22 protein-coding genes are annotated in these 24,138 nt (G+C 66.0%); 11 read left to right on the top strand and 11 right to left on the bottom strand.

The features are described 5' to 3' along the window. Genes ABC728_RS19175 through ABC728_RS19155 form a run of 5 tightly spaced genes read left to right on the top strand, consistent with a single transcriptional unit; the run spans nt 1 to nt 5,391 of the window. Complete coding sequence (locus ABC728_RS19175; RefSeq protein ID WP_416618438.1) at nt 1-1,335, top strand: NAD(P)/FAD-dependent oxidoreductase; 1,335 nt, start codon at nt 1-3, stop codon at nt 1,333-1,335. Continuing rightward, the gene (locus tag ABC728_RS19170) at nt 1,332-2,165 is read left to right on the top strand and encodes a DUF1365 domain-containing protein (RefSeq protein WP_416618437.1); all 834 of its coding nucleotides are present in this window, start codon (nt 1,332-1,334) and stop codon (nt 2,163-2,165) included. The genes ABC728_RS19175 and ABC728_RS19170 overlap by 4 nt, the downstream gene beginning before the upstream one ends. Next, complete coding sequence (locus ABC728_RS19165) at nt 2,162-3,400, top strand: class I SAM-dependent methyltransferase (protein WP_416618436.1); 1,239 nt, start codon at nt 2,162-2,164, stop codon at nt 3,398-3,400. The genes ABC728_RS19170 and ABC728_RS19165 overlap by 4 nt, the downstream gene beginning before the upstream one ends. A gap of 43 nt (nt 3,401-3,443) precedes the next feature. After that, nucleotides 3,444-4,781 carry an MFS transporter gene (locus ABC728_RS19160; protein ID WP_416618435.1) on the top strand — a complete coding sequence of 446 codons (1,338 nt, stop codon included), beginning with the start codon at nt 3,444-3,446 and terminating at the stop codon, nt 4,779-4,781. A 49-nt stretch (nt 4,782-4,830) separates the two neighbouring features. Beyond that, nucleotides 4,831-5,391, top strand: a complete 561-nt coding sequence (locus ABC728_RS19155; protein WP_416618434.1) for a DUF3833 domain-containing protein — start codon at nt 4,831-4,833, stop codon at nt 5,389-5,391. 56 nt (nt 5,392-5,447) lie between these two features. Here the strand turns inward: ABC728_RS19155 and ABC728_RS19150 are convergent, their stop codons facing one another. The 6 genes from ABC728_RS19150 to ABC728_RS19125 all read right to left on the bottom strand — a co-directional run bounded on the left by ABC728_RS19150 (nt 5,448) and on the right by ABC728_RS19125 (nt 11,390). Then, nucleotides 5,448-6,239 (bottom strand): hypothetical protein, encoded by a 792-nt coding sequence (locus ABC728_RS19150; protein WP_416618433.1) that lies wholly within the window; start codon nt 6,237-6,239, stop codon nt 5,448-5,450. Nucleotides 6,240-6,387: 148 nt separating this feature from the next. Beyond that, entirely contained in the window at nt 6,388-7,158 is a 771-nt protein-coding gene (locus ABC728_RS19145; RefSeq protein ID WP_416618432.1) for a GIN domain-containing protein, read from the bottom strand. Between the two features lie 184 nt (nt 7,159-7,342). Further along, nucleotides 7,343-9,478 (bottom strand): NAD-dependent DNA ligase LigA, encoded by a 2,136-nt coding sequence (gene ligA, locus ABC728_RS19140; protein ID WP_416618431.1) that lies wholly within the window; start codon nt 9,476-9,478, stop codon nt 7,343-7,345. Nucleotides 9,479-9,535: 57 nt separating this feature from the next. Continuing rightward, complete coding sequence (locus ABC728_RS19135) at nt 9,536-9,832, bottom strand: hypothetical protein (RefSeq protein ID WP_416618430.1); 297 nt, start codon at nt 9,830-9,832, stop codon at nt 9,536-9,538. 101 nt (nt 9,833-9,933) lie between these two features. Beyond that, entirely contained in the window at nt 9,934-10,425 is a 492-nt protein-coding gene (gene rnhA, locus ABC728_RS19130; protein ID WP_416618429.1) for a ribonuclease HI, read from the bottom strand. Continuing rightward, nucleotides 10,422-11,390 carry a homoserine kinase gene (locus tag ABC728_RS19125; protein WP_416618428.1) on the bottom strand — a complete coding sequence of 323 codons (969 nt, stop codon included), beginning with the start codon at nt 11,388-11,390 and terminating at the stop codon, nt 10,422-10,424. Before ABC728_RS19125 ends, rnhA begins: the two co-directional genes overlap by 4 nt. A gap of 350 nt (nt 11,391-11,740) precedes the next feature. On the opposite strand from ABC728_RS19125, the gene ABC728_RS19120 reads away from it, so the two are divergent. The 3 genes from ABC728_RS19120 to ABC728_RS19110 all read left to right on the top strand — a co-directional run bounded on the left by ABC728_RS19120 (nt 11,741) and on the right by ABC728_RS19110 (nt 12,988). Further along, nucleotides 11,741-11,884: a hypothetical protein gene (locus ABC728_RS19120; RefSeq protein WP_416618427.1), complete on the top strand. Its 144-nt coding sequence runs from the start codon at nt 11,741-11,743 to the stop codon at nt 11,882-11,884. A 58-nt stretch (nt 11,885-11,942) separates the two neighbouring features. Further along, nucleotides 11,943-12,617 carry a PspA/IM30 family protein gene (locus ABC728_RS19115; protein WP_416618426.1) on the top strand — a complete coding sequence of 225 codons (675 nt, stop codon included), beginning with the start codon at nt 11,943-11,945 and terminating at the stop codon, nt 12,615-12,617. 77 nt (nt 12,618-12,694) lie between these two features. Next, nucleotides 12,695-12,988 carry a PspC domain-containing protein gene (locus ABC728_RS19110; protein WP_416618425.1) on the top strand — a complete coding sequence of 98 codons (294 nt, stop codon included), beginning with the start codon at nt 12,695-12,697 and terminating at the stop codon, nt 12,986-12,988. Between the two features lie 79 nt (nt 12,989-13,067). Here the strand turns inward: ABC728_RS19110 and hisS are convergent, their stop codons facing one another. Beyond that, complete coding sequence (gene hisS / locus ABC728_RS19105) at nt 13,068-14,453, bottom strand: histidine--tRNA ligase (RefSeq protein WP_416618424.1); 1,386 nt, start codon at nt 14,451-14,453, stop codon at nt 13,068-13,070. Between the two features lie 177 nt (nt 14,454-14,630). Further along, nucleotides 14,631-15,152: a pentapeptide repeat-containing protein gene (locus ABC728_RS19100; protein ID WP_416618423.1), complete on the bottom strand. Its 522-nt coding sequence runs from the start codon at nt 15,150-15,152 to the stop codon at nt 14,631-14,633. A 171-nt stretch (nt 15,153-15,323) separates the two neighbouring features. Between ABC728_RS19100 and ABC728_RS19095 the strand changes: the two genes are divergently transcribed. From ABC728_RS19095 to metH, 3 genes are all read left to right on the top strand, one after another. Continuing rightward, complete coding sequence (locus tag ABC728_RS19095; protein ID WP_416618422.1) at nt 15,324-17,525, top strand: ATP-binding protein; 2,202 nt, start codon at nt 15,324-15,326, stop codon at nt 17,523-17,525. 92 nt (nt 17,526-17,617) lie between these two features. Further along, a complete protein-coding gene (locus tag ABC728_RS19090) occupies nt 17,618-18,685 on the top strand; it encodes a homocysteine S-methyltransferase family protein (protein ID WP_416618421.1) in 1,068 nt (355 codons plus the stop codon). Between the two features lie 52 nt (nt 18,686-18,737). Beyond that, nucleotides 18,738-21,419: a methionine synthase gene (gene metH, locus ABC728_RS19085; RefSeq protein ID WP_416618420.1), complete on the top strand. Its 2,682-nt coding sequence runs from the start codon at nt 18,738-18,740 to the stop codon at nt 21,417-21,419. Between the two features lie 255 nt (nt 21,420-21,674). Here metH and ABC728_RS19080 read toward each other — a convergent pair whose 3' ends face one another. The 3 genes from ABC728_RS19080 to ABC728_RS19070 form a co-directional block, all read right to left on the bottom strand. Beyond that, nucleotides 21,675-22,115 carry a DUF29 domain-containing protein gene (locus ABC728_RS19080; protein WP_416618419.1) on the bottom strand — a complete coding sequence of 147 codons (441 nt, stop codon included), beginning with the start codon at nt 22,113-22,115 and terminating at the stop codon, nt 21,675-21,677. Between the two features lie 342 nt (nt 22,116-22,457). After that, a complete protein-coding gene (moaB, locus tag ABC728_RS19075; RefSeq protein ID WP_416618418.1) occupies nt 22,458-22,988 on the bottom strand; it encodes a molybdenum cofactor biosynthesis protein B in 531 nt (176 codons plus the stop codon). 67 nt (nt 22,989-23,055) lie between these two features. Continuing rightward, nucleotides 23,056-23,979 (bottom strand): 4-(cytidine 5'-diphospho)-2-C-methyl-D-erythritol kinase, encoded by a 924-nt coding sequence (locus tag ABC728_RS19070; protein ID WP_416618417.1) that lies wholly within the window; start codon nt 23,977-23,979, stop codon nt 23,056-23,058. Nucleotides 23,980-24,138 lie beyond the last annotated feature (159 nt).

Here is a 24,138-nt window from a genome sequence, read left to right as displayed (position 1 = left end):
ATGAGGATCGCTGTTATCGGTGCCGGTATCTCCGGGCTCAGCGCCGCCTGGCTGCTGAACCGGCAGGGGCACGACGTGACGCTGTTCGAACAGAACGACTATCTGGGCGGCCATTCCAACACGGTCGACGTGAAAGGCGCGGACGGTCGGTCCATCGCCGTGGACACGGGGTTTATCGTCTTCAACCAGGCCACATACCCCAACCTGCTGGCATTGTTCGCGCATCTGGGCGTGCCGGCCATGCCCTGCACCATGAGCTTCGCCGTCAGCCTGGACCGGGGGCGGCTGGAATATTCGGGCAGCAACCTGGCCGGCATGTTCGCGCAGAAGCGCAATCTGCTGTCGCCCACCTACCACCTGATGCTGCGCGACATCATGCGCTTTTATCGCGAGGCGCCGAAGCTGCTGCGCGACCCGGCCGCCATTTCCATGACACTGGGCGAATATCTGGACGCCGGCCGCTATGGCCACCGCTTCATCTATGACCATCTGCTGCCCATGGGGGCGGCTATCTGGTCCTCGACCATTTCCGAGATGCTTTCCTTTCCGGCGCACAGCTTCATCCGGTTCTTCCAGAATCACGGGCTTCTGAAGGTCAAGAACCGCCCGCAATGGTACACGGTGAAGGGCGGCAGCCGGACCTATGTCCGGGCCCTGGCCGATACCCTGGCCGGCCGGTTCCACACGGGCCGCGCCATCATCGCCCTGCGCCGCACGCCGGCCGGCGTGCTGCTGCGTGACATTGACGGGCAGGAAAGCCAGTACGACCATGTCGTCATCGGTGCCCATGCCGATCAGGCGCTGACCATGCTGTCCGACGCGGATGATGCGGAAAGGCGCGTGCTGTCGGCCTTCCGCTACCAGTTGAACCGCGCCCATCTGCATCGCGACCCGGCCTTGATGCCCCGGCGGCCCAAGGCGTGGTCCGCCTGGAACTACCTGGCCAACGGCACCCGCGACCGCAATGCCAAGGTGGCCGTCACCTATTGGATGAACGAGCTGCAGGGCATCGACCCCGCCGATCCCCTTTTCGTGACGCTGAACCCGATCCAGCCGCCGCGGCCCGAATACCGTATCCGGGAATTCATCTACGACCATCCCATGTTCGACACCGCCGCCATCCGGGCGCAGGCCCAGATGGCCACGATCCAGGGGGTGCGCCGGACCTGGTTCTGCGGAGCGTATCTGGGTTACGGCTTTCACGAGGATGGCTTGTCGGCGGGACTGGCGGTGGCGGAGGCACTGGGCGCCACCCGGCCCTGGACGGCCGTCGATGCCTCGCCCGCCGGCCGCAATGCCCGGCCGCTCCGGCCTTTCCAGGCCGCGGCCGAATGATCGCGGCCGCGGATGACAGTGGCCCGCACGCGCTCTATCTTTGCCGCGTGTTCCATGCCCGGCTGCGCCCGTTCCGCCACCGGTTCAGCTATCGGGTCTATTCGCTGCTGCTGGACCTGGACGTGCTGGACCGGCTGCCCTGGCCGCTGACCCATAACCGGCCGGGTCTGCTGTCCATCCAGGACCGCGATCATGGCCGGCGTGACGGCACCCCCCTGCGTCCCTGGGTGGAAGAGGTTCTGGCCGCCCATGGCGTGACGCTGGCGGGGGGGGCCATCCGTCTGCTGTGCTTCCCGCGTGTGCTGGGATATGCCTTCAACCCGCTGTCGATCTATTTCTGCCATGGGCCCGGCGGCGGGCTGCGCGCCATCCTGTGCGAGGTGAAGAACACCTTCGGCGACCAGCATTGCTATGTGCTGCCCATGCCCGGCGGGGTGCCGGCCGGCGGGGAGGTCCGCCAGGCCCATGAAAAGGAGTTCCACGTCTCCCCCTTCTTCGCCATCGACGGCACCTATCGCTTCCGCCTGCGCGTGCCGGGGGACAGGCTTGCCGTCGATATCCGCTATGGCGACGCGAACGGCGACCTGCTGGTCGCCACCCAGACGGGGCGACGCCGCCCGCTGACGACGCGAAGCCTGTGGTCGGCCATCGCCTGCCATCCGCTGGTGACCCTGAAGGTCATCGCCGGCATCCATTGGGAGGCGCTGCGTCTCTGGCGAAAGGGGGCACGCTTCCACCACCGTCCCGAACCGCCCGTGCGTATCCGGCCGCTTGCCGAAACGCCCGCACGCCCCATTTCAACCACCGCCCAGACATTGGTGGAACCATGACCGAACAGACCGAAAGCCAGATCATCGGCCTGCGCCACGGCGCCGTTCCCTATCATCCGTCGCGCATGATGCGCTTGCTGCTGTCCCTGGCGCCGGCCATCCGCCGCGGGGCCCTGACCGTCGTGCTGCCCGACGGGCGCAGCCACCGGTTCGACGGAACGGAACCGGGGCCGCATGGCGTTCTCTATGTCCGCAACGACCGCGTAGCGCGACGCATGCTGTTCGGCGGCAAGCTGGGCTTCTGCGAAAGCTATCTGGACGGCGACTGGACCAGTCCGGATGTGCCGGCCCTGTTCGAGATGGCGCTGCTTAACGAGGCCGAACTGGACCGCGCCATGAACGGCAAGGCCTGGATGCGGGCCGTGAACTTCCTGCTGCATGCCGCCCGGCCCAACACGAAGGGCGGGTCGAAGCGCAACATCGCCTACCATTACGACCTGGGCAACAGCTTCTACGAACGCTGGCTGGACCCCAGCATGACCTATTCCGCCGCCATTTTCGCCGATCTGGACAAGGCAGAGCCGCTCGACGCGGCGCAGGAGCGCAAATATGCGCAAATCGCCCGCCGGATGGATTTGCGGGCCGGCCACCATGTACTGGAGATCGGCTGCGGCTGGGGCGGTTTCGCCGAATATGCGGCCGGCACCGTGGGTGCCCGCGTGACCGCACTGACCATCAGCCGCGCACAGCATGATTACGCGGTGGAACGCATGCGCCGGGCGGGCCTGTCCGACCGGGTGGAGATACGCCTGCAGGATTACCGGGACGTGACGGAACAGTTCGACCGCATCGCCAGCATCGAGATGTTCGAGGCGGTGGGCGAACGATACTGGCCCGTATTCTTCCGCAGCCTGGGCGACAGGCTGAAGCCCGGCGGCAAGGCCGCGCTGCAGATCATCACGATCGCGGAAGAACATTTCGACAGCTACCGCCGCGGCGCCGATTATATCCAGCGCTATATCTTCCCCGGCGGCATGCTGCCCAGCCCCGCCCGCCTGCAAAGCGAGATCGAACTGGCAGGCCTGCGCTATGAGGGGGCGAAGGGCTACGGCCTGCATTACGCCCGCACCCTGGATCATTGGCAGGAAAACTTCCAGGCCGCTTGGCCCGTGCTGGAGACCCAGGGATTCGACCGGCGTTTCAAGCGCATGTGGGAACAATATCTCTGGTACTGCGCCGCGGGCTTCAGGGTCGGCACGATCGACGTGCTGCATGTCGGCCTGTCGAAGGGCTGATACCCGCAACGTTGTGATCCATGGCCCGGCCCCCGAAGGGATCATGATGGCCCCACCTCCGCCCGTGGCGAGCCGGCATCTGCTCGCCTATGCCCTGCCGGCACTGCCATTGGCCATGCTGGTCCTGCCCACCTATGTCTATCTTCCCGCCGTCTATGCCCAGGCCGGGGTGCCGCTGGCCAGCGTGGGGCTGGTGCTGCTGCTGGCCCGGCTGTGGGACGGGGTGACCGATCCGCTGGTCGGCATGCTGTCCGACAGGACACGCAGCCGTTTCGGCCGGCGGCGGCCCTGGATCGCGGCCGGTTTGCCCCTGACGCTGATCTCGCTCTGGTTCCTGCTGGTGCCGGGTGACAGGGCGGGTATCGGCCATCTGCTGGGTTGGAGCATGGCGCTCTATCTCGGCTGGAGCATGATGATCGTGCCGCTGACGGCCTGGGGCGCCGAACTGTCCGGTGACTACCACCAGCGCACGCGCATCGCCGGCTTCAGGGAAGCGGCAACCGTCATCGGGACGGTTCTGGCCCTCTCCCTTCCCTTTGCCGCCGGCGTCGGCGGCGCGGGCCGACAGGCCGACGCGCTGCGGCTGCTGGCGCTGACCGTTCTTATGCTTCTGCCTGCCCTCACAATAATCGCCCTGCTTGCTGTTCCGGAATATCCGCAGCCGCAAAGTCGCAAGCTGAACTTCAGGCGCGGCATGAAAATCATTTTTGCAAATGGGGCTTTTCGGAAACTGATCCTGGCCTATGTCATCAATGGCGTGGCGAACGGCCTTCCCGCTCAACTCTTCCTTTTCTTTGTTCAGCATTTGCTAATGGAAGGGGATCGGGCCGGTCTTCTGCTGCTTTGCTATTTCGCATCAGGATTGGTGGCGGTGCCGCTATGGTCGAGGTTGAGCCACAAATACGGCAAGCATGTCGTCTGGCGCTGGGCGATGATCTGGAACATTGCCTGGTTCCTGCCCGTGCCATTGCTGGGGCCGGGGGATTTCGTTCCCTTCCTGGTCATCTGCGTCATGACCGGCCTGTCGCTGGGGGCCGATCTGGTTCTGCCTTCGGCCATGCAGGCCGATGTCGTGGACATGGATACGGCCCGCACGGGCCGGGCCCGGACGGGCCTGTATTTCGCCTTCTGGGGTCTGGCGACAAAGCTGGCCACGGCGCTGGCGGCCCTGGGGCTGACGGTGGCCGGCCTGTTCGGCTTCGATCCGGCCACGGGTGGCACGCCGCCCGGGCTGACCGCCCTGGCGGCCCTTTATGTCGGCGTCCCCGTCATGTTCAAGGCCGCTGCCATCGCCCTGCTGTGGCGCTGGCCGCTGACGCCGGCTGTTCAGGCCGGTCTGCGCGCCAGGATCGAACGCCGGTGGCCGGCGGCCGGCACCTGACCCCATCCGCCGCCTTCACCATCATCCCCCCTTCAACCCCGAGGCCGCCATGTTCCGCCGCCTGTTGCTTCTGGCCGCCCTTTTCACGGCCCTTTCCGGGTGCAGCAACATGAAGCCCGAACAGTTCGCAGGCCAGCAGCCCACCCTGGTGCTGGAGGATTATTTCCAGGGCACGACCCGCGCCTATGGGCTGGTGGAAGACCGGTTCGGCAATGTGCGCCGCACCTTCACCGTGGATATAAGCGGGGATTGGGACGGCAGCACGCTGACCCTGACAGAGGATTTCCTGTGGAATGACGGGGAGACGGAACAGCGCATCTGGCGGCTGCGCCGCCAGGGGGCCGGCGCCTGGGAAGGCACCACCGACGACGCGGACGGCCCGGCCCTGGGCCGCTTGTCCGGCAACGCCTTCAACATGGTCTATGATTTCAATCTGAAGCTGGACGGCCGGCGGATGAAGGTGCGGTTCGACGATTGGATGTTCCTGATGCCGGACGGTGTGCTGCTGAACCGTGCCACCATGACCAAGTTCGGCATCCATCTGGCCACCGTCACCATCGCCTTCCACAAGGCGCCGGCCGCCGGGCGGGCGGCTCACGCGGCGGAGTGATCCCCTGTCGGGTGCCGGGGGAAACCCCGGTCACGCCACCGCTCAGCTTCTTTGCGTCACAAACGCTTGCCGTTCACCCGCACGCTGGCCAGCCCGCTGGTGCTGACGCGCCGGTCCCTGGCCTCGCCCTGGAAGCTCAAGGACCCCAGACCCGATACGGCAACGTCCAGCATATCCACATCACCCTTGTTGAGATCGATGTCGCCGACCCCGCTGACCTGTACCTTGACGGACCCGTGGATGCCGGCGACATCGACATTGCCGAAGCCGGAAACGCGGATGTCGGCGCCCTGTCGCACGGTTCCGACATTCACATCCCCGGCCCCGGCGATGGACAATTCCAGGGACCCGGCGATATCCCCGGCGCGGATGCCGGCGGCACCCGCCACATCGACCCGCATGCTGGACAACCGCCCCGCCTCGATATCGGCTGCCGCGCGGATATCGGCGGTCAGCGGGCCGTCCAGGTCGCCGACCGACAGCTTGCCCACCATGTCATCCACATGGATGGGCGTGGCCTTGGGCAGGGTGACCGTGATGACCACCTCATTATTGTCCACCCGCCATCCGGACCGCTTCTTTTCCGGAGGCCGGGTGCGCGCCACCAGCAGTTCGTCACCCTGAAGGCGGGCCGACAGCAGGTCGAACTCCTCGCCTTCGGCATCGATGGTCACAACCATGTCCTTGGCCGCGGGATCGACCGTGACCTTCACCTCGCCCACCACGTCGCGAATGGTCAGGCGCTTGGCGTCGAAACGTTGCGGGCCCGTGCTTTCGGCCCAGGCGCCTGCGGGCAGGACAAGGCCAAGGACGAAACCGGCGAGCAACAGGGCGGAAAAACGGCGCATGGCATGCCTCCTTTGGTCGGATCAGCAGGGTTGCGCCCCGGCCCCGGCAGCAATGGCCGGCAGCAATCGGTCAGGCGGCACCCTGTCATTTTGTGAACCCGGACCGGATCCGGGACGATGAGCGGGAAAGAAAAGCGGGGGAAACCGGTCAGCCGGCGCGGCCGGTGACACGGACCTTGCCGGAACCGGACTGGTCGATATCCTGATGGCGGGCAATGCCATCCAGCAGGACGGAGCCCGAGCCACGGATATCGACGACCAGCGGATCGGCCACCCCGGCCCGGATATTGATGTCCCCGGACCCGTTCACCTCGGCCTTCACGGGACCGTCGGCGCGGGCCAGATCGATCTCGCCGGAACCGTTGATCTCCATATCGGCCGTGCCGGCCGTGCGGCCGGTCCGGATGGACCCGCTGCCATTGATCTCCAGCGCCACGTCCCGGTCGATGTCACCGACCACCACGTCGCCGGATCCGGCCACACTGATCTCCGCCGTGGAAACATGGCCGATGGTCAGACGACCGGCCGTCAACCCGTCGACCGACAGCGGCCCGCGCAAATCGCCGACCCGGCCCTCGCCGGTGAAACCGTCGATCTCCAGCTTTGTGCCGGCCGGCACGGTAACACGGACATCGATCCATTCATCGGTGTCGCGCAGCCGGCGCTGGCGCGGCGCGTCCTTCTGGTGGATCACCAGATCATTGCCTTCCAGCCTGACCTGCACCCGGTCGGTCCAGCGCGACGGGCCCGTGACGCTGGCGGTCACCTGACTGGCCTTGTTGTCCACCACCACTTCCAGCCGGCCGAACACGTCCTTCACCGTCACTTCACCGGCATTGAACGCCTGCGGCCCAAAGGCCAGCGCCGGCAACGCGGCCAGGGAAAGGGCGGTGGCGAACAAGGCGGCTTTGACGGACATGATGATCGGGCTCCCCATCGGATCGGTTGACTGCACCCGTGACAGCAAGGTGCGTGCCAAGTGGAAAATGACGGAAATCCTCGAGGGTGGCCCATCCGCCGATGGCCAATATGACAACAAAATGGCGGCGCTCACAATTCCATGAAAGGACTGGCAATTCCGCCCTCCCTCGCCCTTTCCACATCTAATATCCCGCGACCAGGGCCGTCCATTCCTCCTCGCTCAGGATCGTCACGCCCAGTTCCTGGGCCTTGGCGGCCTTGGACCCCGCATCGGCGCCGACGATGACATAATCGGTCTTGCCACTGACCGACCCGGCCACCTTGGCGCCCAGCGCCTCCGCCCTGGCCTTGGCTTCCGACCGGCCCATGGTGACCAGCGTGCCCGTGAAGACCACGGTTTTGCCCGTGACGGGGGATGCGGCGGCGGCCGACGGCACATGTTCCTTCACCGCCACCTCGGCCAGCAGCGCGGCCAGCGCGTCGAGATTATGCTGTTCGCGGAAGAAGTCGGTCAGGTCATCGGCCACGCTCATGCCGATCTGTTCAATACCGCACAGTTCGGCATAGGCCTCGCCCACCAGTTCGGGTTTCTTCTCCTCCCGTTTCTCCCCGCGCTCGGCAGCAGCAGCGATCATGCGGTCGCGCCAGTTCTCCACCGTGCGGTAGGCCCTGGCCAGCAGCTTGGCCGTCGCCTCGCCGATCTGGCGGATGCCCAGCGCGAAGATGAAACGATCCAGGTCTATGCTGCGCCGCGCCTCGATGGCCTGGAACAGCTTCTCCACGGATTTCTTGCCGAACCCGGTCATGCTGACCAGCCGGTCGATCCGCGCTTCCTCACGCTTTTCCAGCGTGAAGATGTCGGCTGGCTGCTTCACGCGACCCTGCTCGAAGAAAAGCTGGATGCGCTCGATCCCCAGGCCTTCGATGTCGAAGGCGTTGCGCGAGACGAAATGGCGCAGCCGCTCCACGGCCTGTGCGGGACAGACCAGCCCGCCCGTGCAGCGGGTGATGACCTCCCCCTCCTCCCGCACGGCGATGGACCCGCATTCGGGGCAGCATTCGGGAAAGGCATAGGGATCGGCCCTGTCGCGGCCCGGCTCGGGGACGAAGCCGACGATCTGCGGGATCACGTCCCCGGCCCGCTGCACGATGACAAGATCACCGACGCGGACATCCTTGCGCTCGATCTCGTCCTTGTTGTGCAGCGTGGCGCGGCTGACCACGACACCGCCGACATTGACCGGTTCCAGTTCCGCCACAGGCGTCAGCGCGCCCGTGCGCCCCACCTGGATCGTGATGTTGTTCAGGCGGGTCGTCGCCTGCTCGGCCGGATATTTATGGGCCGTGGCCCAGCGGGGGGATCGGGAGATGAAGCCCAGACGTTCCTGCAGGGCCAGGCTGTCGACCTTGTAGACCACGCCATCGATATCGAAGGGCAGTTCCGGCCGTGTCCGCCCGATCTCGCGGTAATAATCCAGCAGTTCCGCGGCCCCGGTGCAGCAGCGCGACGGGCTGGACAGCGTGAAGCCGAAGCCGGCCAGCCGCTGCCGGCTGTCCCATTGCGTCGGGCCCAGCGGTTCCGACAGGGCGCCCCAGGCATAGGCGAAGAAGCGCAGGGGCCGACCCGCCGTGATCGAACTGTCCAACTGGCGCAGGCTGCCCGCGGCGGCGTTGCGCGGATTGGCGAAAACCTTGTCGCCCTTGTCCGCCTGCGCCTGATTCAGGGCCAGGAAATCCGCGCGGGTCATATAGACCTCGCCCCGCACCTCCACCAGATCTGGCGCTTCGCCCGACAGAAGATGGGGGATGTCGCGGATCGTGCGGACATTGGCCGTCACGTCCTCCCCCTCCGCCCCGTCGCCGCGGGTGGCTGCCTGGACCAGCCGTCCCTTCTCGTAGCGCAGCGACAGCGACAGCCCGTCGATCTTGGGTTCGGCCACGAAACGGACGGGCTCCGTTTCCGGCAGGTTCAGGAAGCGGCGGATGCGGCCCACGAAATCATCGACATCCCCATCCTCGAAGGCGTTGGAAAGCGACAGCATGGGCACGGCGTGACGCACCTTGCCGAATCCGGCGGCCGGGGCCGCCCCCACCGTCTGGCTGGGACTGTCCGGTGTGATCAGCTCGGGAAACCGCGCCTCCAGGGCGCCCAGCCGCTGTTCCAGCCCGTCATAATCGGCGTCCGCCAGGACGGGCGCGTCCTTGGCGTAATAAAGCGCGCGGTGATGTCCGATTTCAGCCACCAGGGCCTTGTGCTCGGCACCGGCCTCCTCCAGCGACAGGTCATCGACAGCGATCAGGCGCAGATCGGCTTGCATGGGGCGCTCTCTCGGGGAACAAGGTGATGCGGTGAAACCCCTTGTACGAGAGCGCGGTCAGCACGGCAACAGGTTGGCCGGCTCCATCGTATGCAGCCCGTCGGGCAGCGCGCGGTTCTGGAAATAGGTCAGCGCGAACAGATCCAGTTCCAGCGACAGGCTGCGCTTGCGCACGCGCCGTGCGATATTGGCCACCAGATTGTCCAGCTTCAACCCCTCGCGCTGGCAGATATCCGCCAGCGCTTCCCAGCATTCCTCGCTGACGCAGGCCGTCAGCTCCTGGCCGTCGACCATGAAGACGCGACGTTCCAGCCGGTATGACAATTGGTCCAGGACGCGCAGAAGCTGGTGCAAGGCGTGACCATGCCTAACGGTTAGCCGACCAGAACAGTATACTGTCGGACAGGCTGCAACGCAAACGCAACCTCCGGTCACTACATTATCAGCACCACAGCTTAATCGGCCGACCCATCGCGCGCCTCGCGCTGGAAGTCGCGCGCCTCGCGCAGGCCATCGCGGGCCAACTGGTCGGCGCGCTCGTTCTCCGGGTGGCCGGCATGGCCCTTGACCCAATGGAATTCAACCTGATGGCGGGCCGTGGCCATCTCCAGCCGCTGCCACAGATCGGCATTCTTCACGGGGTCCCGGGATGCCGTCTTCCAGCCATTCTTCTTCCAGCCATGGATCCAGGTCGTGATGCCATTCTTCACATACTGGCTGTCGGTGTGCAGCCGCACGCTCATGGGGCGCTTCAACGCCTCCAGCGCGTTGATGGCGGCCAGCAGCTCCATTCGGTTGTTGGTCGTGGCGGCCTCCCCGCCCTTCAATTCCCGCTCATTGCCGTTCCAGCGCAGCAAGGCGCCCCAGCCGCCGGGACCGGGATTGCCCGAACAGGCACCATCGGTATAGGCATCGACAACCTTGTCGCCGGTATTCACGTCGCTCACGACCGGTCAAGCCCGTAATCGGCGGTATGGCGGATCTGCTGGTGGAAGCGCAGCTTGTGCAGATATTCCAGCGGGTCCTTGCGCTTCACCATGGCCCCGGCCGGCGTGTTCAGCCAATCGTAAAGCCGGGTCAGCAGGAAGCGGATGGCGCTGCCGCGCGCCAGCACGGGCAGGGCCGCCCGCTCCGCCACCGACAGGGGGCGCACGGCTTCATAGGCACCCAGCAGCAGCCGGGCCTTGGTGACATTGAAGGCGCCGTCGGCCTCGAAGCACCAGGCGTTCAGGCAGATGGCCACGTCATAGGCCAGCAGGTCGTTGCAGGCGAAATAGAAATCGATCAGGCCCGACAGCTTCCCGTCGCTGAAGAACACATTGTCGGGGAACAGATCGGCATGGATGATGCCGTGGGGCAGGTCGGCGGGCCAGACGGCCTCCAGATGGTCCAGTTCGGCGGCCAGCGCATCAGCCAGGCCGGGCTTCACCTCATCGGCGCGCGCACGGGTCGCCTCGAACAGCGGGCGCCAGCCCGGAACCGACAGGGCATTGCGGCGGGTCAGCGGAAAGCCCTCCCCCGCCAGGTGCAGACGGGCCAGCCCGCCACCCAGGCCGGCGCAATGTTCCGCCGTGATGCGGCGTGGCCACATGCCCTTCAGGAAGGTGACGATGACAGCCGGCCGGCCGCACAGGAACCGCAGCGCCACGCCGTCACGGCCCGCCACAGGCTGCGGACAGGTCAGCCCGCGCGCGGCCAGATGGTCCATCAGGCCCAGGAAGAAGGGCAGGTCGGCCGGGTCCACCCGCTTTTCGTAAAGGGTAAGGATATAGGGGCCCTTGTCCGTCACCAGAAGGAAGTTGGAATTCTCCACCCCTTCCGCGATGCCCTTGCAGGACATCACATCGCCCAGATCGTACTGGGCGACGAACGCGCGGACTTCTTCGTCGGAAACTTCGGTATAGACGGCCATGCGCGATGCGTAGCCGGTTCCGATGCGCCGGTCAATCGCACATCGGGACCCGCACCGCCCGCACCGGCGCGTGCCTGGACTGCGGCCCCGCCTCGCCATGGGTGACGGGCCGTGGCGGGCCCTTGCAGACAACACCCGCAAAGCCGTCGCGCGTCCGTCGCCAACCTTTCGCGAATTCCGCCATTCGATCGCCAAAATCACCACACTCGTGAAGTGAGCCAAATTTCCTAGCCGCCAGGAATGGCGGAATTCCGCCATTTCCGCCCCTCTTACGGCACTTGGCACGCCCCTTGCTTTAAAGGAGGCATGGCCGCAACGGCCACCGAAATTCGAACCTGATGGAGCCGACAATGACCACGATGAACTTCCTCGCCAGCCGCGCCGCCCGCAACAGCAAGCTGAACAGCGAACTGGACCTGGCGAGCCTGGCGGAGATGCTGCCGGTTCTGGCCGCCGCCCTCGTGGTTCTGCTGGGCATGAACTTCCTGGCCTGAGCCCATCCCCCCGGCCCTACCATATTCTCTATCGTCCCTGTCAGAAGGAGCCCCGAAAATGGGCCTGATCGACCGCCTCGGTGATGTCATCAACGCCAACCTGTCCAGCCTGCTGGACCGGTCGGCCGACCCGGAGCAGACGCTCAACCAGGCGATCCGGGAGATGGAGGACACCCTGTCCGAAGTGCGCTGCGGCACCGTCCGCATGATCGCGGAAAAGAAGGAACTGGCGGCCCACTGGCGCGCCGCCGAGTTCGAGATGCTGGAATGGGAACGCAAGGCTGAAATCGCATTGTCCCACAACCGCGAGGATCTGGCCCGTGCCGCACTGGCCGCCCGGGAGGAGATCCGCCGCGCCACCACCCCGGCGGAGACCGAGATCAAGGCCCTGGAAGATGCCATCGCCCGCATGACCGAGGATGCGCGGGCGCTGGAAGACAAGCTGGCCGAGGCGCATGCCCGCCGGCGGGGCCTGGCCGCCCGCTACCGCGGCGCCGTCGACCGGTTGCGGGTGCGGACCAGCCTCTATGATGGCCGCCTGGATGAAGCGCTGGCCCGTTCCCGCGAACTGGAACGCGAGATCGACCATGTGGAAGCCGCCGGTGATACGTTGGGCATGGGCCGGCCCCGCACCCTGAAGGACGAGTTCGCGGACCTGGAAAGCCGCGGCCGCGTCGAGGATGAACTGAGCGCGCTGAAAAAGCGCATGGCCGACCGCGGCAACGCGGCCTGACCGGCCGGAAGGAGCCCCCTGGCGCCGGCACCGGCGACGGGGAACCTCGGACAACCAACGGAACGATGGAGAGAAAAGTGAACCGCCACAACCGCCATTTCGACCGCTTCGCCCAGCGCTTCCAGGGCGGCAAACTTTACAAGAACAGTGCCAACGGCATGATCTTCGGCGTGTGCGCCGGCGTGGCCGACTGGCTGGGGATCAAGAGCTTCTGGGTGCGTCTGGCCACGGTGCTGGGCCTGATCTTCCTGACGGGTCCGACGATCGTCGCCTACTTCGTCGCGGCCCTGGTGCTGAGCAACCGTCCCGTGGCGCGCGTCGACCGCTACGCCCGCGCCTTCGGCGACGATTACCGCGAATGGCGCCGCTGAGCCCGCAAGGGCCGGGCGGGCCGCAACCGGGCGGGGGCCGGGGGGACCCCGCCCGGTCTGTTTTGCCGGGACCGTCGGGTCAGACCGCCTCCCCCTCAGCCGGCAAGCGCTTCTGATCGATGATCCAGGCCAGGGTGGTGGCCAGGGCCTCACGCCGCACACCGGCCTGGCCGCCGGCGATCATGTCCTTCACCGTCACTTCGCCCCTGGCCTTCTCGTCCCCGCCCATGATGACGGCGAAACGGATGCCGGCCTTGTCGGCATATTTGAACTGCTTGGCCGGCTTGTCGGGCGACAGGTAGATTTCCGTGTTCACGCCCGCGGCACGCAGTTCGGCCCCCATGGCCAGATAATCGGCCAGCAATGCCGGATCGAACTGGGTCACCAGCGCCTGCACGCTGCTGTCCCCGTCCTGCACGATGCCGGCCTGTTCCAGCGCATAGAACAGGCGCGTCAGGCCGATGGATATGCCCACACCCGGCAGCTTCGATTTCGTGTAGAGTCCGGCCAGATTCTCATATCGCCCGCCGGAGCAGACCGACCCCAGCGACGGATGGTCGGTCAGGAACGTCTCATAGACCGTGCCCGTGTAGTAATCCAGCCCCCGTGCGATGGCCAGATTGACGCGCCAGTGCGTCTCCGGTACGCCGAAGGCCTTCAGGGCCGCCACTACCTGCGCCAGTTCGTCCAGTCCTTCCCGGAACAGCGCATTGTCCAGGCCCAGGCGATCCAGATGGGCCAGCGTGTCGGCCGCCGGTCCGCTGAACCCGATCATGTCCAGCACGCTGGCCGCCTGCCCGGCCGACAGGGCGATACCCTCCCCCGTCAGCAAGGCCAGCACCTCGTCGCGTGACAGCTTGTCCAGCTTGTCGACCTGACGCAGCACCAGGGTGCGGATGCCGGGGTCGATGACGCCCAGCGCCTCGAACATGCCCAGCAGGATCTTGCGGTTGTTGAAGTTGATCTGGAACGGGCCGACATCCAGTTCCGTGAAGACCGAATAGATGACGGCCGGCATCTCCGCATCATAGGCGACGGGCAGGCTGTCCTTGCCGATCACGTCGATGTCGCACTGATAGAATTCCCGGTAGCGCCCCTTCTGCGCCCGTTCCCCGCGATAGACGCGCTGCATCTGGTACCGGCGGAACGGAAAGGCCAGGTCGCGCTCATGCTGGGCCACATACCGGGCGGTGGGCACGGTCAGGTCGAAGCGCATCGCCAGGTCGGGCTTGTGGCCCTGTTCGATGGCGCCCGTGGATTGCACGAAATAGACCTGCTTCTCTGTCTCCCCGCCCGACTTGGACAACAGCACGTCCGCCACCTCGAACACCGGCGTTTCCAGCGGGATGAAGCCGAACCGCTCATAATTGCGGCGGATGGTGTCCAGCATGCGCTGGAAGGCGATCTGCCGGCGCGGCAGCAGTTCCATGGTGCCGGCAGGGGTGCGGGGGGTGATCAGGGCCATAGGATCGGTTTCCAGCGCGTGTCGGGGCAGGTTGCCTGGACTTTTAGCCAGCCCGCGCGCGAACCGCCAGCGGCTTTGCCGTCAGCCCACGCCTGCGTGCCCGGCACGGGGGGAGCGGCACCCCTGGTCCGGTCCCCGCGACCATGCCCCGACCGTCACGATGCTCAGTGGGGACGATCAGTGGCACTGCCCCATCGACCCTTCCGCGCAGGTGCGGCCATCGGTCCAGACCGCCTGCGACAGGTCGGCATTGCGCAGGTCCGCCCCCTCCAGCCGCGCACCCGTCAGGTCGGCGCCCTTCATGCTGGCACCCACCAGCTTGGCGTTGCGCAGATCGGCTTCCTTCAGGCTGGCGCCTGCCAGATCGGCGCGGGTCAGGTCGGCCTCGATCAGCCGGGTCCCGTCCAGCACGGCCCCGGCCATGCGGGCGGAGATGAATTTCGCGCGATAGGCGTCCGCGCGGGGCAGTTTGGCGCCGGTCAGGTCGCTGCGCTGGAAAGTGGTTTCCCGCAGCATGGCGCCGTCCAGCGCCACCCCTTTCAGGTCACGTCCATCCATGTAGCAGCGGCGCCAGTTCACCCCCGATGCGGCCGGATCGGTGCAGGCGGCCTGTGCGACACCCGCCGACAGCAGGGCCAGGACCAGCAGGGTTCCCGCACGCGGGAGAAGGGCGGGGCGGCGCGCTTGCCGGACGGGCATATTCCTCATGGTGATAGAGATAAGGTGGCGGTGCCGTTCTGCCAACATCAAAGCGCCCGCCGGCAACGCCGCCCAAGACAAAATCGGGGCAAACTGATAAGCAGGGTTAATGGCGCCGGCCGCAGGCCGCGCCGGTAACGTTGGTCGGGGATCACACGGGGAAAAATGGCCTTGCAGCGTCATCTGGACCGGAAGGGTATGGTCCGCTGGTTCTGGGCACCCCTGGTTGCGACCCTCATCCTGTCCGCGCTCTGGGCCGGCCTGTCAGCCGCCCTGGCCCACCGCCCCCTGGCCGTGGATGGGGTCCTGGACCTGCGGGAATGGGATTTCAACCGGCGGGGCGCCCTTTTCCTGGAAGGCGACTGGCAGTTCTGGCGCGACCGGCTGGTCACCCCCGATGCCATCGCCGACGGCACAGCCCCGTCGCACCGGCTGCTGGCCGTGCCCGGCCGCTGGACAAGCCAGAGCGTGGACGGCGTGCCCCTGACGGCGGAAGGCGTGGGCACCTATCACCTGCGCGTGCTGCTGCCGCCTGACGCACCACCGCTGGCCATGCGGCACAATCAGCGGTTCGTGGCCTGGAACGTCATGGTCAATGGCAGTACCGCCATCCATGCCGGCAGGGTCGGCCCCGATGCGGCCCGGACCAGCAGCGCCGGCCAGAAAGCCATCGCCGCCGTGCAGCCCGTTGACGGGGTGCTGGACATCACGGTGCAGGTGGCGGCCTTCGGCGGCTATGGCGGCATTCCCCGTGCCCTGCTGCTGGGCGAGGCCGACGGCATCTATGGCGACTGGCAGCAGGAACTGGCCCTGCGCACGGCCTTCCTGTCCTTGTGCCTGTCCATCGGGCTTTTGTACCTGATCCTTTACCTGCTGCGCCCGCGTGACCGGGAATGCCTGGTCTTCGCGGTCATGTCGGTGGCCATCGCCATGGTACAGTTGACCAGCAATACACCGCTGGGCAGCGAGGTCCTGTCCAATCTGCCGGGTCAGTTGCTGGGTTTCCTCAACAATGTGATGTTCCCCTTCGTCTGGCTGTCCTGTCTGGCCAGCGCCACGCTGCTGTTTCCGGGATCATTGCGGCCGGGGCTGGCTTGGCCGTCGATCCTGTGCATCCTGGCCGTGCCAGTGGCCAGCCTGTGGACACTGTCGTTTCCGTCGCTTCTGACCTGGACGGCGACGCTGGGGCTGGTGCTGGCCATGATGGCGCTGCTCTACGCCACCCTTGTGGCGGCGCGGCGACGCCAGCCGCTGGCCCTCCCCATGGCGGTGGCCTGGACCGTGCTGGGCCTGTCCAATCTGGCGCTGGTCCACCGCATCGGCTTCACAGGCATCATGGAAGCGGGCTATTGCTTCATGTTGTTCCTGCAGGCGGCCTTGCTGATCGACCGGCTGCGCCACATGCTGGATCAGGCCAAACAATCCAACGCGCGCCTGGCCGCCCTGAACGGCGCGCTGGAGGATCAGGTGGCCGACCGCACCCGCCACCTGTCCGACACGGTGGACCGGCTGCAGCTTGCACAGGAACGGATTGTGCAATCGGAAAAGCTGGCCAGCCTGGGCCGGCTGGTGGCCGGCGTGGCGCATGAGGTGAACACACCCGTCGGCACGGCACTCACCACGGCCACCCATCTGGCCCAGCAGGTCGATGCCGCGGAACGGGCCATGGCCTCTGGCACGCTGACACGCCGCCAGCTGGCCGATTTCCTGACGGAGGTGAAGGAGGCGGCCGACCTGCTGACAACGACCGTGGAACGCACCGCCGCCGTCGTGCAGAGCTTCAAGCAGATCGCTGCCGAGCGTGCCGACGACCGGAACCGCCGCCTGGACCTGCACGACCTGATAAAGGAGCTTCGCCCCGCGATCGAGGTGCGGATCGGCACCCCGAACGTGTCCCTGCGGCTGGACACGAAGCCCGGCCTGGTGCTGGAAACCAATGCCGGGGCGCTGACCCAGGTCCTGGGGCTGCTGCTGGGCAACTGCATGGACCATGCCTTTTCCGATGGGCGGCCCGGCACCATACAATTGTCCAGCCACCTGACCGGGGATGGCTGGCTGGAACTGGTGGTGGAGGATGACGGCATCGGCATCGACCCCATGATCCGCCCCCGCCTGTTCGAGCCGTTCACCACCACCAGCCGGGCGGAGGGGCGCACCGGCCTGGGCCTGCACATGGCCTATACCCTGGTTGCCGGCCCGCTGGGCGGCAGCATCGAGGTGCAGGACCGGCCCGCGGGCGGCACCCGCGTCATCGTGCGCCTTCCTGCCAGCCCCGGGGAAAAGGCGGCAGAGCCGGACACAGCGGACACACCGGCCGGCCAGGCGGGGGACACGCTGCTTCCTGCCGCCGGCATGTCTGCCATCATCACATAAAGATATCTTTATGTTTGCATGCGTCGGACTGCCGGGTTAGAACCGGGATCAGGGATGCAACATGCCCGGATGCAGTGGAAAGGGCCTGGAAGATGACAAGGACGGAACGGCTGTCGCGGCTGCGCGACATCGCGCGCCAGCGCATCCTGGTGATCGACGGGGCCATGGGGACTATGATCCAGCGGCACAAGCTGGAAGAGGAAGATTACCGCGGCGACCGGTTCAAGGACTGGGACCATGATGTGAAGGGCAATAACGACCTTCTGTCGGTGACGCAGGCCAAGATCATCTACGACATCCACGCCCAGTATCTGGATGCCGGTGCCGACATCATCGAAACCAACACCTTCAATTCCACCAGCATCAGCCTTGCCGATTACGGCATGGAAAAGCTGGCCTATGAGCTGAATTTCGAAGGGGCCAGGCTGGCGCGCCAGGCCGCCGACGCGGCGGAAGCCGCCGACCCGTCGCAGCCGCGCTATGTCGCCGGCGCCCTTGGCCCCACCAACCGCACCGCCAGCATCAGCCCCGTGGTCACCGACCCCGGCTTCCGCAATGTCGATTTCGACGAATTGCGCCTGGCCTACAAGGAACAGACGGCGGGCCTGATCGATGGCGGAGCCGACCTGTTGATGGTGGAGACCATCTTCGACACGCTGAACGCCAAGGCCGCGTTGTTCGCAATTGAAGAGGTACTGGAGGAAAAGGGCCTGGACCTGCCCGTCCTGATCTCCGGCACCATCACCGACCGGTCGGGCCGCACCCTGTCCGGCCAGACGACGGAGGCTTTCTGGAACAGCCTGCGCCATGTGAAGCCATTCTCCATCGGCCTGAACTGCGCGCTGGGCGCCGATCTGATGCGCCCCTATATCCAGGAACTGTCGCGCATCGCCGACGTGTTCGTGTCGGCCTACCCCAATGCCGGCCTGCCCAACGAGTTCGGCCAGTATGACGAGAAGCCCGAGCATATGGCCGCCGACCTTCAGGGCTGGGCCAGGGACGGGCTGGTGAATATCGTCGGCGGCTGCTGCGGCTCCACCCCCGACCATATCCGCGCCATCGCCCAATCAGTAAAGGGCCTGCCGCCGCGTGAACCGGCCCATCCGGAACGCGCCATGCGCCTGTCCGGCCTGGAACCGTTTACGATGCCGGCCTTCTGATCACTCCACCGGTCCCGCCCCTGCCTTCCCTTATCAGCGACAGAGCCCCATCATGACCGCCCCCCGCACCGCCAGCTTCATCAATATCGGCGAGCGTACGAACGTCACCGGCTCGGCCAAGTTCAAGAAGCTGGTCCTGGACGGAAACTATGAGGCGGCGCTGGACATCGCGCGCGACCAGGTGACGAACGGCGCACAGGTGATCGACGTCAACATGGACGAAGCGATGCTGGACAGCGAGGCGGCGATGGTCCGTTTCCTGCGCCTGATCGCCTCGGAACCCGACATCGCCCGCGTGCCGGTGATGATCGACAGTTCCAAATGGAGCGTGATCGAGGCGGGGCTGAAGAATGTTCAGGGCAAGCCCATCGTCAATTCAATCTCCCTGAAGGAAGGCGAGGAACAGTTCGTCGCCCAGGCGAAGAAGATCCGCCGCTATGGTGCGGCCGTCGTCGTCATGGCCTTTGACGAGACAGGACAGGCCGACACCCGCGCCCGCAAGCTGGAGATTTGCAAGCGTTCCTACGATGTGCTGGTGAACAAGGTCGGCTTCCCGCCCGAAGACATCATCTTCGACCCCAACATCTTCGCCGTCGCCACGGGCATCGAGGAGCATAACAACTACGCCGTGGACTTTATCGAGGCCACGCGCGACATCCGCCGCGACTGCCCCGGCGCCCATGTGTCGGGCGGCCTGTCCAACGTGTCGTTCAGCTTCCGCGGCAACAACACGGTCCGCGCGGCCATGCATTCCGTATTCCTCTACCACGCCATCCCGGCGGGCATGGATATGGGCATCGTCAATGCCGGCGAACTGCCCGTCTATGACGACATCCCGGAGGAATTGCGGGAGCGGGTGGAGGATGTGATCCTCAACCGCCGTGACGATGCGACCGACCGCCTGCTGGAAGTGGCCGACAAGTACAAGGGGGGCGAGAAGAAAAAGGCCGCCGACCTGACCTGGCGCACCCGCCCCGTGACGGAGCGGCTGACCCATGCCCTGGTCCATGGGATCGATGAGTACATCGATACCGATGTGGAAGAGGCGCGGCTGGCGGCCGAGCGGCCGCTGCACGTCATCGAAGGCCCGCTGATGGACGGCATGAACGTGGTGGGCGACCTGTTCGGTGCGGGCAAGATGTTCCTGCCGCAGGTGGTGAAGTCCGCCCGCGTCATGAAAAAGGCCGTCGCCTGGCTGCTGCCCTTCATCGAGGCGGAAAAGGGCGGCGCCAAGTCCGAGCCGGCGGGCCGCGTGCTGATGGCCACCGTGAAGGGCGATGTCCATGATATCGGCAAGAACATCGTGGGCGTGGTGCTCCAGTGCAATAATTTCGAGGTGGTGGATCTGGGCGTCATGGTGCCCTGCGCCCGCATCCTGGACGAGGCCAAGGCCCACAAGTGCAACATCATCGGCCTGTCCGGCCTGATCACCCCGTCGCTGGACGAAATGGTGTTCGTGGCCAAGGAGATGCAGCGCACGGGCCTGAAGATGCCCCTGCTGATCGGCGGGGCCACCACGTCCAAGGTTCACACCGCCGTCAAGATCGACCCGAATTATGACGGCCCCGTGGTGCATGTGCTGGATGCCAGCCGCGCCGTCGGTGTGGCGCAAAGCCTGCTGAACCCCACCAACAGCCCCGCCTATACGGCCAAGACCAAGGCCGATTACGCCGCCATGCGGGAGGCGCATGCCGCCAGCCAACTGACCCGCAGCCGCCTGCCCTTCCCCCAGGCACAGACAAATGCGCTCAAGCTGGACTGGGCCGGATACGCCGCGCCGCAGCCGCTGAAGCCCGGCGTGACGGTGTTCGACGATTACGATCTGGCCGAACTGGTGGCCCGCATCGACTGGAAGCCCTTTTTCCAGGCCTGGGAACTGCACGGCAATTTCCCCGCCATCCTGGAGGATGCGAAGGTGGGGGAAAGTGCGCGTGCGCTGTGGGCCGACGCGCAATCCATGCTGCAGCGGATCGTGGGTGAGAATTGGCTGCGCGCCAATGCCGTCGTGGCGCTGTGGCCCGCCAACAGTGTGGGCGACGATATCGAGCTTTATACCGACGAGACGCGCGGCACCGTCCTGGACCGCCTGCACATGCTGCGCCAGCAGATGGCCCGCGACCCCGGCCGCAACCGCGCCCACCTGTCGTTGGCCGATTACATCGCGCCCAAATCCAGCGGCATCCAGGACTGGATCGGCGGTTTCGCCTGCACCGCCGGCATCGGCCTGGACGAACGCGCCAAGGCGTTCGAGGCGGCGCATGATGATTACAGCGCCATCCTGCTGAAGGCGCTGGGCGATCGTCTGGCGGAAGCCTTCGCCGAACGCCTGCATGAGCGTGTGCGTACCGAACTCTGGGGCTATGCCGCCGGAGAGGAACTAACCAACGAGCAGTTGATCGCCGAACAATATCGCGGCATCCGCCCCGCCCCCGGCTACCCCGCCTGCCCCGACCACACGGAAAAGGCCACCCTCTTCCGCCTGCTGGACGCCACCCGCATCGCCGGCATCACGCTGACCGAGAGCTTCGCCATGGTCCCCACGGCGGCGGTCAGCGGCTGGTACTTCGCCCATCCCGACGCGAAGTATTTCGGCGTGGCCAAGATCGAACGCGACCAGGTGGCCGACTACGCCGCCCGCAAGGGCATGAGCCTGTCGGACATGGAACGCTGGCTGGCACCGAACCTGAACTATGATCCCGACGCGGCAGACCGGGCGGCGGTGACGGCGGCGTAGTACCAATCCGCCTTGACCCTGCCCGATGGTCAAGGTTTTCGGCACCTCAAGCGCCGGCGCCCACATGCCAACAGCTCGGGCGCGCGCCACGTGGTGCGCGGCGGCAGTCGCCGCCATACCAAATCCCGATGAAACAACTCGCCGGGATTTGGTATACTGCGCCCCTCAGAGAATCCCGGGAGAGATCTCACATTTTCCTTCATTTTCAGAGGCTTAAACAAGAGATTTCGAGGATTCTCTGGTCATTTGGGTATATCAGTGCTCATCCGGCCAGAACTCCATATCCATAATCTGGCCAAACGACCACGGGCATTCCGCCGGGAATGTGGTTTCCGGCATCCCGGTTTCATCGGCGGCCTGGATCACGGCCGTACCGTAAGCCTGTTCAATCGCCTCACCCACCTTGGCCTTCAGGCTGGGGTTGTCTTTCAGATGAACGACAAGGTCCCGGCGCTGCACCCTGATTGTGGTTCGCCAGGAATTGGCACGACGCAGCGGTTGGAACTGCCATTTCAGAAGGTGCAGCAGCAGAACGGTGAGACGATTGGCAAGCTCACGCTTCTCGGTCCTGCCCATGCTCTCGATTTCCTCGGCAATATTCTCGATGTCCGCCGCCGACAGCTTGCCCGCCCGCAGCAGGGCCGCCTGCTCATTAGCCCAGGCATAGAAATCCGTCTCATAAAGATTCCCGCTCATGGCGCACCTCTACCCATCGAAACAGCTTGGATCATAGGGTTCAGACTAAAACCTGTCCAGCAAGGCACCTCGGGTGCCAAAGGGGCGAGCGCCCACGCACCGTTCGCGGCAGGAGATTAGCCGGGGGTGGATCATGGGGGATGCGACCCACCAGAATACCCCCGGCGTAGCGGCGAGACACCAGGCGATCCGACCGCCTCCATCTTCAAGACAGGCATCCTGCGCGGCAAGGTGGGCGCCGTCCCGGATTCTCTGAAACCGATGGAAGCCGAAGACTTGAACCGTTGGGAAGCCCTGGAATGACCGGGCGGCGGTGACGGCCGATGTTAGGATGGTGCCCCCTCACCTCTCCTGCAAACGCGGCATCAGTTCCACGAGGTTGCAGGGCCGGTGGCGGTTGTCGAGCTGAAATTTCAAGATCAGGTCCCAGCCGTCGCGGCAGGCGCTGGGGCTGCCCGGCAGGGCGAACAGATAGGTGCCGCCGGCCAGACCGCCCGTGGCGCGGGATTGCAGGGCAGAGGTGCCGATCTTCTGATACGACAACATGCGGAACATCTCGCCAAAGCCGTTGATCGTCTTCTCGAACAGGCTTTCAAAGGCTTCCGGCGTCACGTCGCGGCCCGTCAGGCCGGTGCCGCCCGTGGAGATGACGACATCGACCTGCGGGTCGGCGATCCATTGGCGAAGCTGATCGATGATGGCACGCACATCGTCGCGGACGATGGCGCGGCCGGCCAGGGCATGGCCATCGCTGGTCAGCCGTTCGACCAGCGTGTCGCCCGATTTGTCATCGGACAGGTCGCGCGTGTCGGACACCGTCAGCACGGCGATGTTCACAGGCAGGAAGGGGCGGGACGTGTCGATGCGGGACATGGGATCGCTCAACTCCTCGAAAAAACCGGGGTCCTCAAAACCTCAGGCATGGGCCGGTGGCGGCGCGTCAGGGCCAGTCCAGCAGGGTGGCACCTTCCAGCACCTCCAGCCCCGACAGGTCGTTCAGCAGCGCACCCGGCTGCACCCACCATCTCGGGCGGGCCCGGGAAATCAGGGCAGCCGCCGCCACGGCGCGGTCGGCACAGGTATAAAGGCCAAAGCAGGTGGCCCCACTGCCCGACATGCGGGCCAGATGACAGCCCGTCGTCGATTCCAGGGCCGCCAGCACCTGCCCGATGACGGGGTTCAACCGTTCGGCCGCCGGGGCCAGATCGTTCCGCCGCCCGTCTTTCAACAGGCCCGCCAGTTCCGCGGCGTCGGCCGCTTCCATCTCCAGCCGCGCCGGCGCGGAAAAGGCGCCGTCGCGGGCCTGGAACACGGCGGGCGTGGGCACGGCCACGCCGGGATTGACCAGCACGACCCAGCATTCCTCCGGCAGGGCCGGTGCCGGCGCCAGATCGGTGCCCGTGCCGCCGAAATGGGCCGTGCGCGCGTGCAGGCAGACAGGCACATCGGCCCCCAGCCGCGCAGCCAGGTCAAGCACGGCGGGACTATCCGGGGGCACATCCCACAAGGCGCACAGGGCGCGCAGGGTGGCCGCCGCATCGGCGGACCCGCCGCCGATGCCCGATGCCAGCGGCAGGTTCTTGGTCAGCTTGACCGTCACCTCCGGCCGGCGGCCCAGGGCGGCGGCCAGGCCCTTGGCGGCCCGCGTCACCAGATTGCTGTCCGTATCCTCCATCAGGAGGGTCAGGGCATTGGGTCCATGCAGCGACAGGCTGAAATAGGGGGTGCTTTCGACCTCCACCACGTCATGGGCCGTGGCGAATCCGACCAGGCTGTCCAGCAGGTGGTACCCATCCTCGCGCCGGCCCAGCACATGCAGGTAGAGGTTCAGCTTCGCGGCGGCCACGGCGCGGATGACGGTCATGATGGGCAGTATGTCCGGCGGTTACAATGCAGACGCGCAGCATAACAGGGCGGGGCCGGCTCCTGAAACCACCCCGTTACAAAATTCCGCGCCTATGGGCCCGGACCCGGCCTATAAAAGACCGCACAGCAATCAAACCGTGCCGGCCCCCCGAATAAG

The sequence above is a fragment of the Niveispirillum fermenti genome (assembly GCF_052474395.1).
The sequence above is the reverse complement of the archived record's forward strand: the minus strand, read 5'-3'. Positions and strand labels throughout refer to the sequence as shown.

What these genes read in the sequence shown, in the direction of transcription:
- ABC728_RS19175 (WP_416618438.1), top strand. Translation starts at nt 1, where the DNA reads ATGAGGATCGCTGTTATCGGTGCCGGTATCTCCGGGCTCAGCGCCGCC.
- ABC728_RS19170 (WP_416618437.1), top strand. Translation starts at nt 1,332, where the DNA reads ATGATCGCGGCCGCGGATGACAGTGGCCCGCACGCGCTCTATCTTTGC.
- ABC728_RS19165 (WP_416618436.1), top strand. Translation starts at nt 2,162, where the DNA reads ATGACCGAACAGACCGAAAGCCAGATCATCGGCCTGCGCCACGGCGCC.
- ABC728_RS19160 (WP_416618435.1), top strand. Translation starts at nt 3,444, where the DNA reads ATGATGGCCCCACCTCCGCCCGTGGCGAGCCGGCATCTGCTCGCCTAT.
- ABC728_RS19155 (WP_416618434.1), top strand. Translation starts at nt 4,831, where the DNA reads ATGTTCCGCCGCCTGTTGCTTCTGGCCGCCCTTTTCACGGCCCTTTCC.
- ABC728_RS19150 (WP_416618433.1), bottom strand. Translation starts at nt 6,239, where the DNA reads ATGCGCCGTTTTTCCGCCCTGTTGCTCGCCGGTTTCGTCCTTGGCCTT.
- ABC728_RS19145 (WP_416618432.1), bottom strand. Translation starts at nt 7,158, where the DNA reads ATGTCCGTCAAAGCCGCCTTGTTCGCCACCGCCCTTTCCCTGGCCGCG.
- ligA (WP_416618431.1), bottom strand. Translation starts at nt 9,478, where the DNA reads ATGCAAGCCGATCTGCGCCTGATCGCTGTCGATGACCTGTCGCTGGAG.
- ABC728_RS19125 (WP_416618428.1), bottom strand. Translation starts at nt 11,390, where the DNA reads ATGGCCGTCTATACCGAAGTTTCCGACGAAGAAGTCCGCGCGTTCGTC.
- ABC728_RS19120 (WP_416618427.1), top strand. Translation starts at nt 11,741, where the DNA reads ATGACCACGATGAACTTCCTCGCCAGCCGCGCCGCCCGCAACAGCAAG.
- ABC728_RS19115 (WP_416618426.1), top strand. Translation starts at nt 11,943, where the DNA reads ATGGGCCTGATCGACCGCCTCGGTGATGTCATCAACGCCAACCTGTCC.
- hisS (WP_416618424.1), bottom strand. Translation starts at nt 14,453, where the DNA reads ATGGCCCTGATCACCCCCCGCACCCCTGCCGGCACCATGGAACTGCTG.
- ABC728_RS19100 (WP_416618423.1), bottom strand. Translation starts at nt 15,152, where the DNA reads ATGCCCGTCCGGCAAGCGCGCCGCCCCGCCCTTCTCCCGCGTGCGGGA.
- ABC728_RS19090 (WP_416618421.1), top strand. Translation starts at nt 17,618, where the DNA reads ATGACAAGGACGGAACGGCTGTCGCGGCTGCGCGACATCGCGCGCCAG.
- metH (WP_416618420.1), top strand. Translation starts at nt 18,738, where the DNA reads ATGACCGCCCCCCGCACCGCCAGCTTCATCAATATCGGCGAGCGTACG.
- ABC728_RS19080 (WP_416618419.1), bottom strand. Translation starts at nt 22,115, where the DNA reads ATGAGCGGGAATCTTTATGAGACGGATTTCTATGCCTGGGCTAATGAG.
- moaB (WP_416618418.1), bottom strand. Translation starts at nt 22,988, where the DNA reads ATGTCCCGCATCGACACGTCCCGCCCCTTCCTGCCTGTGAACATCGCC.
- ABC728_RS19070 (WP_416618417.1), bottom strand. Translation starts at nt 23,979, where the DNA reads ATGACCGTCATCCGCGCCGTGGCCGCCGCGAAGCTGAACCTCTACCTG.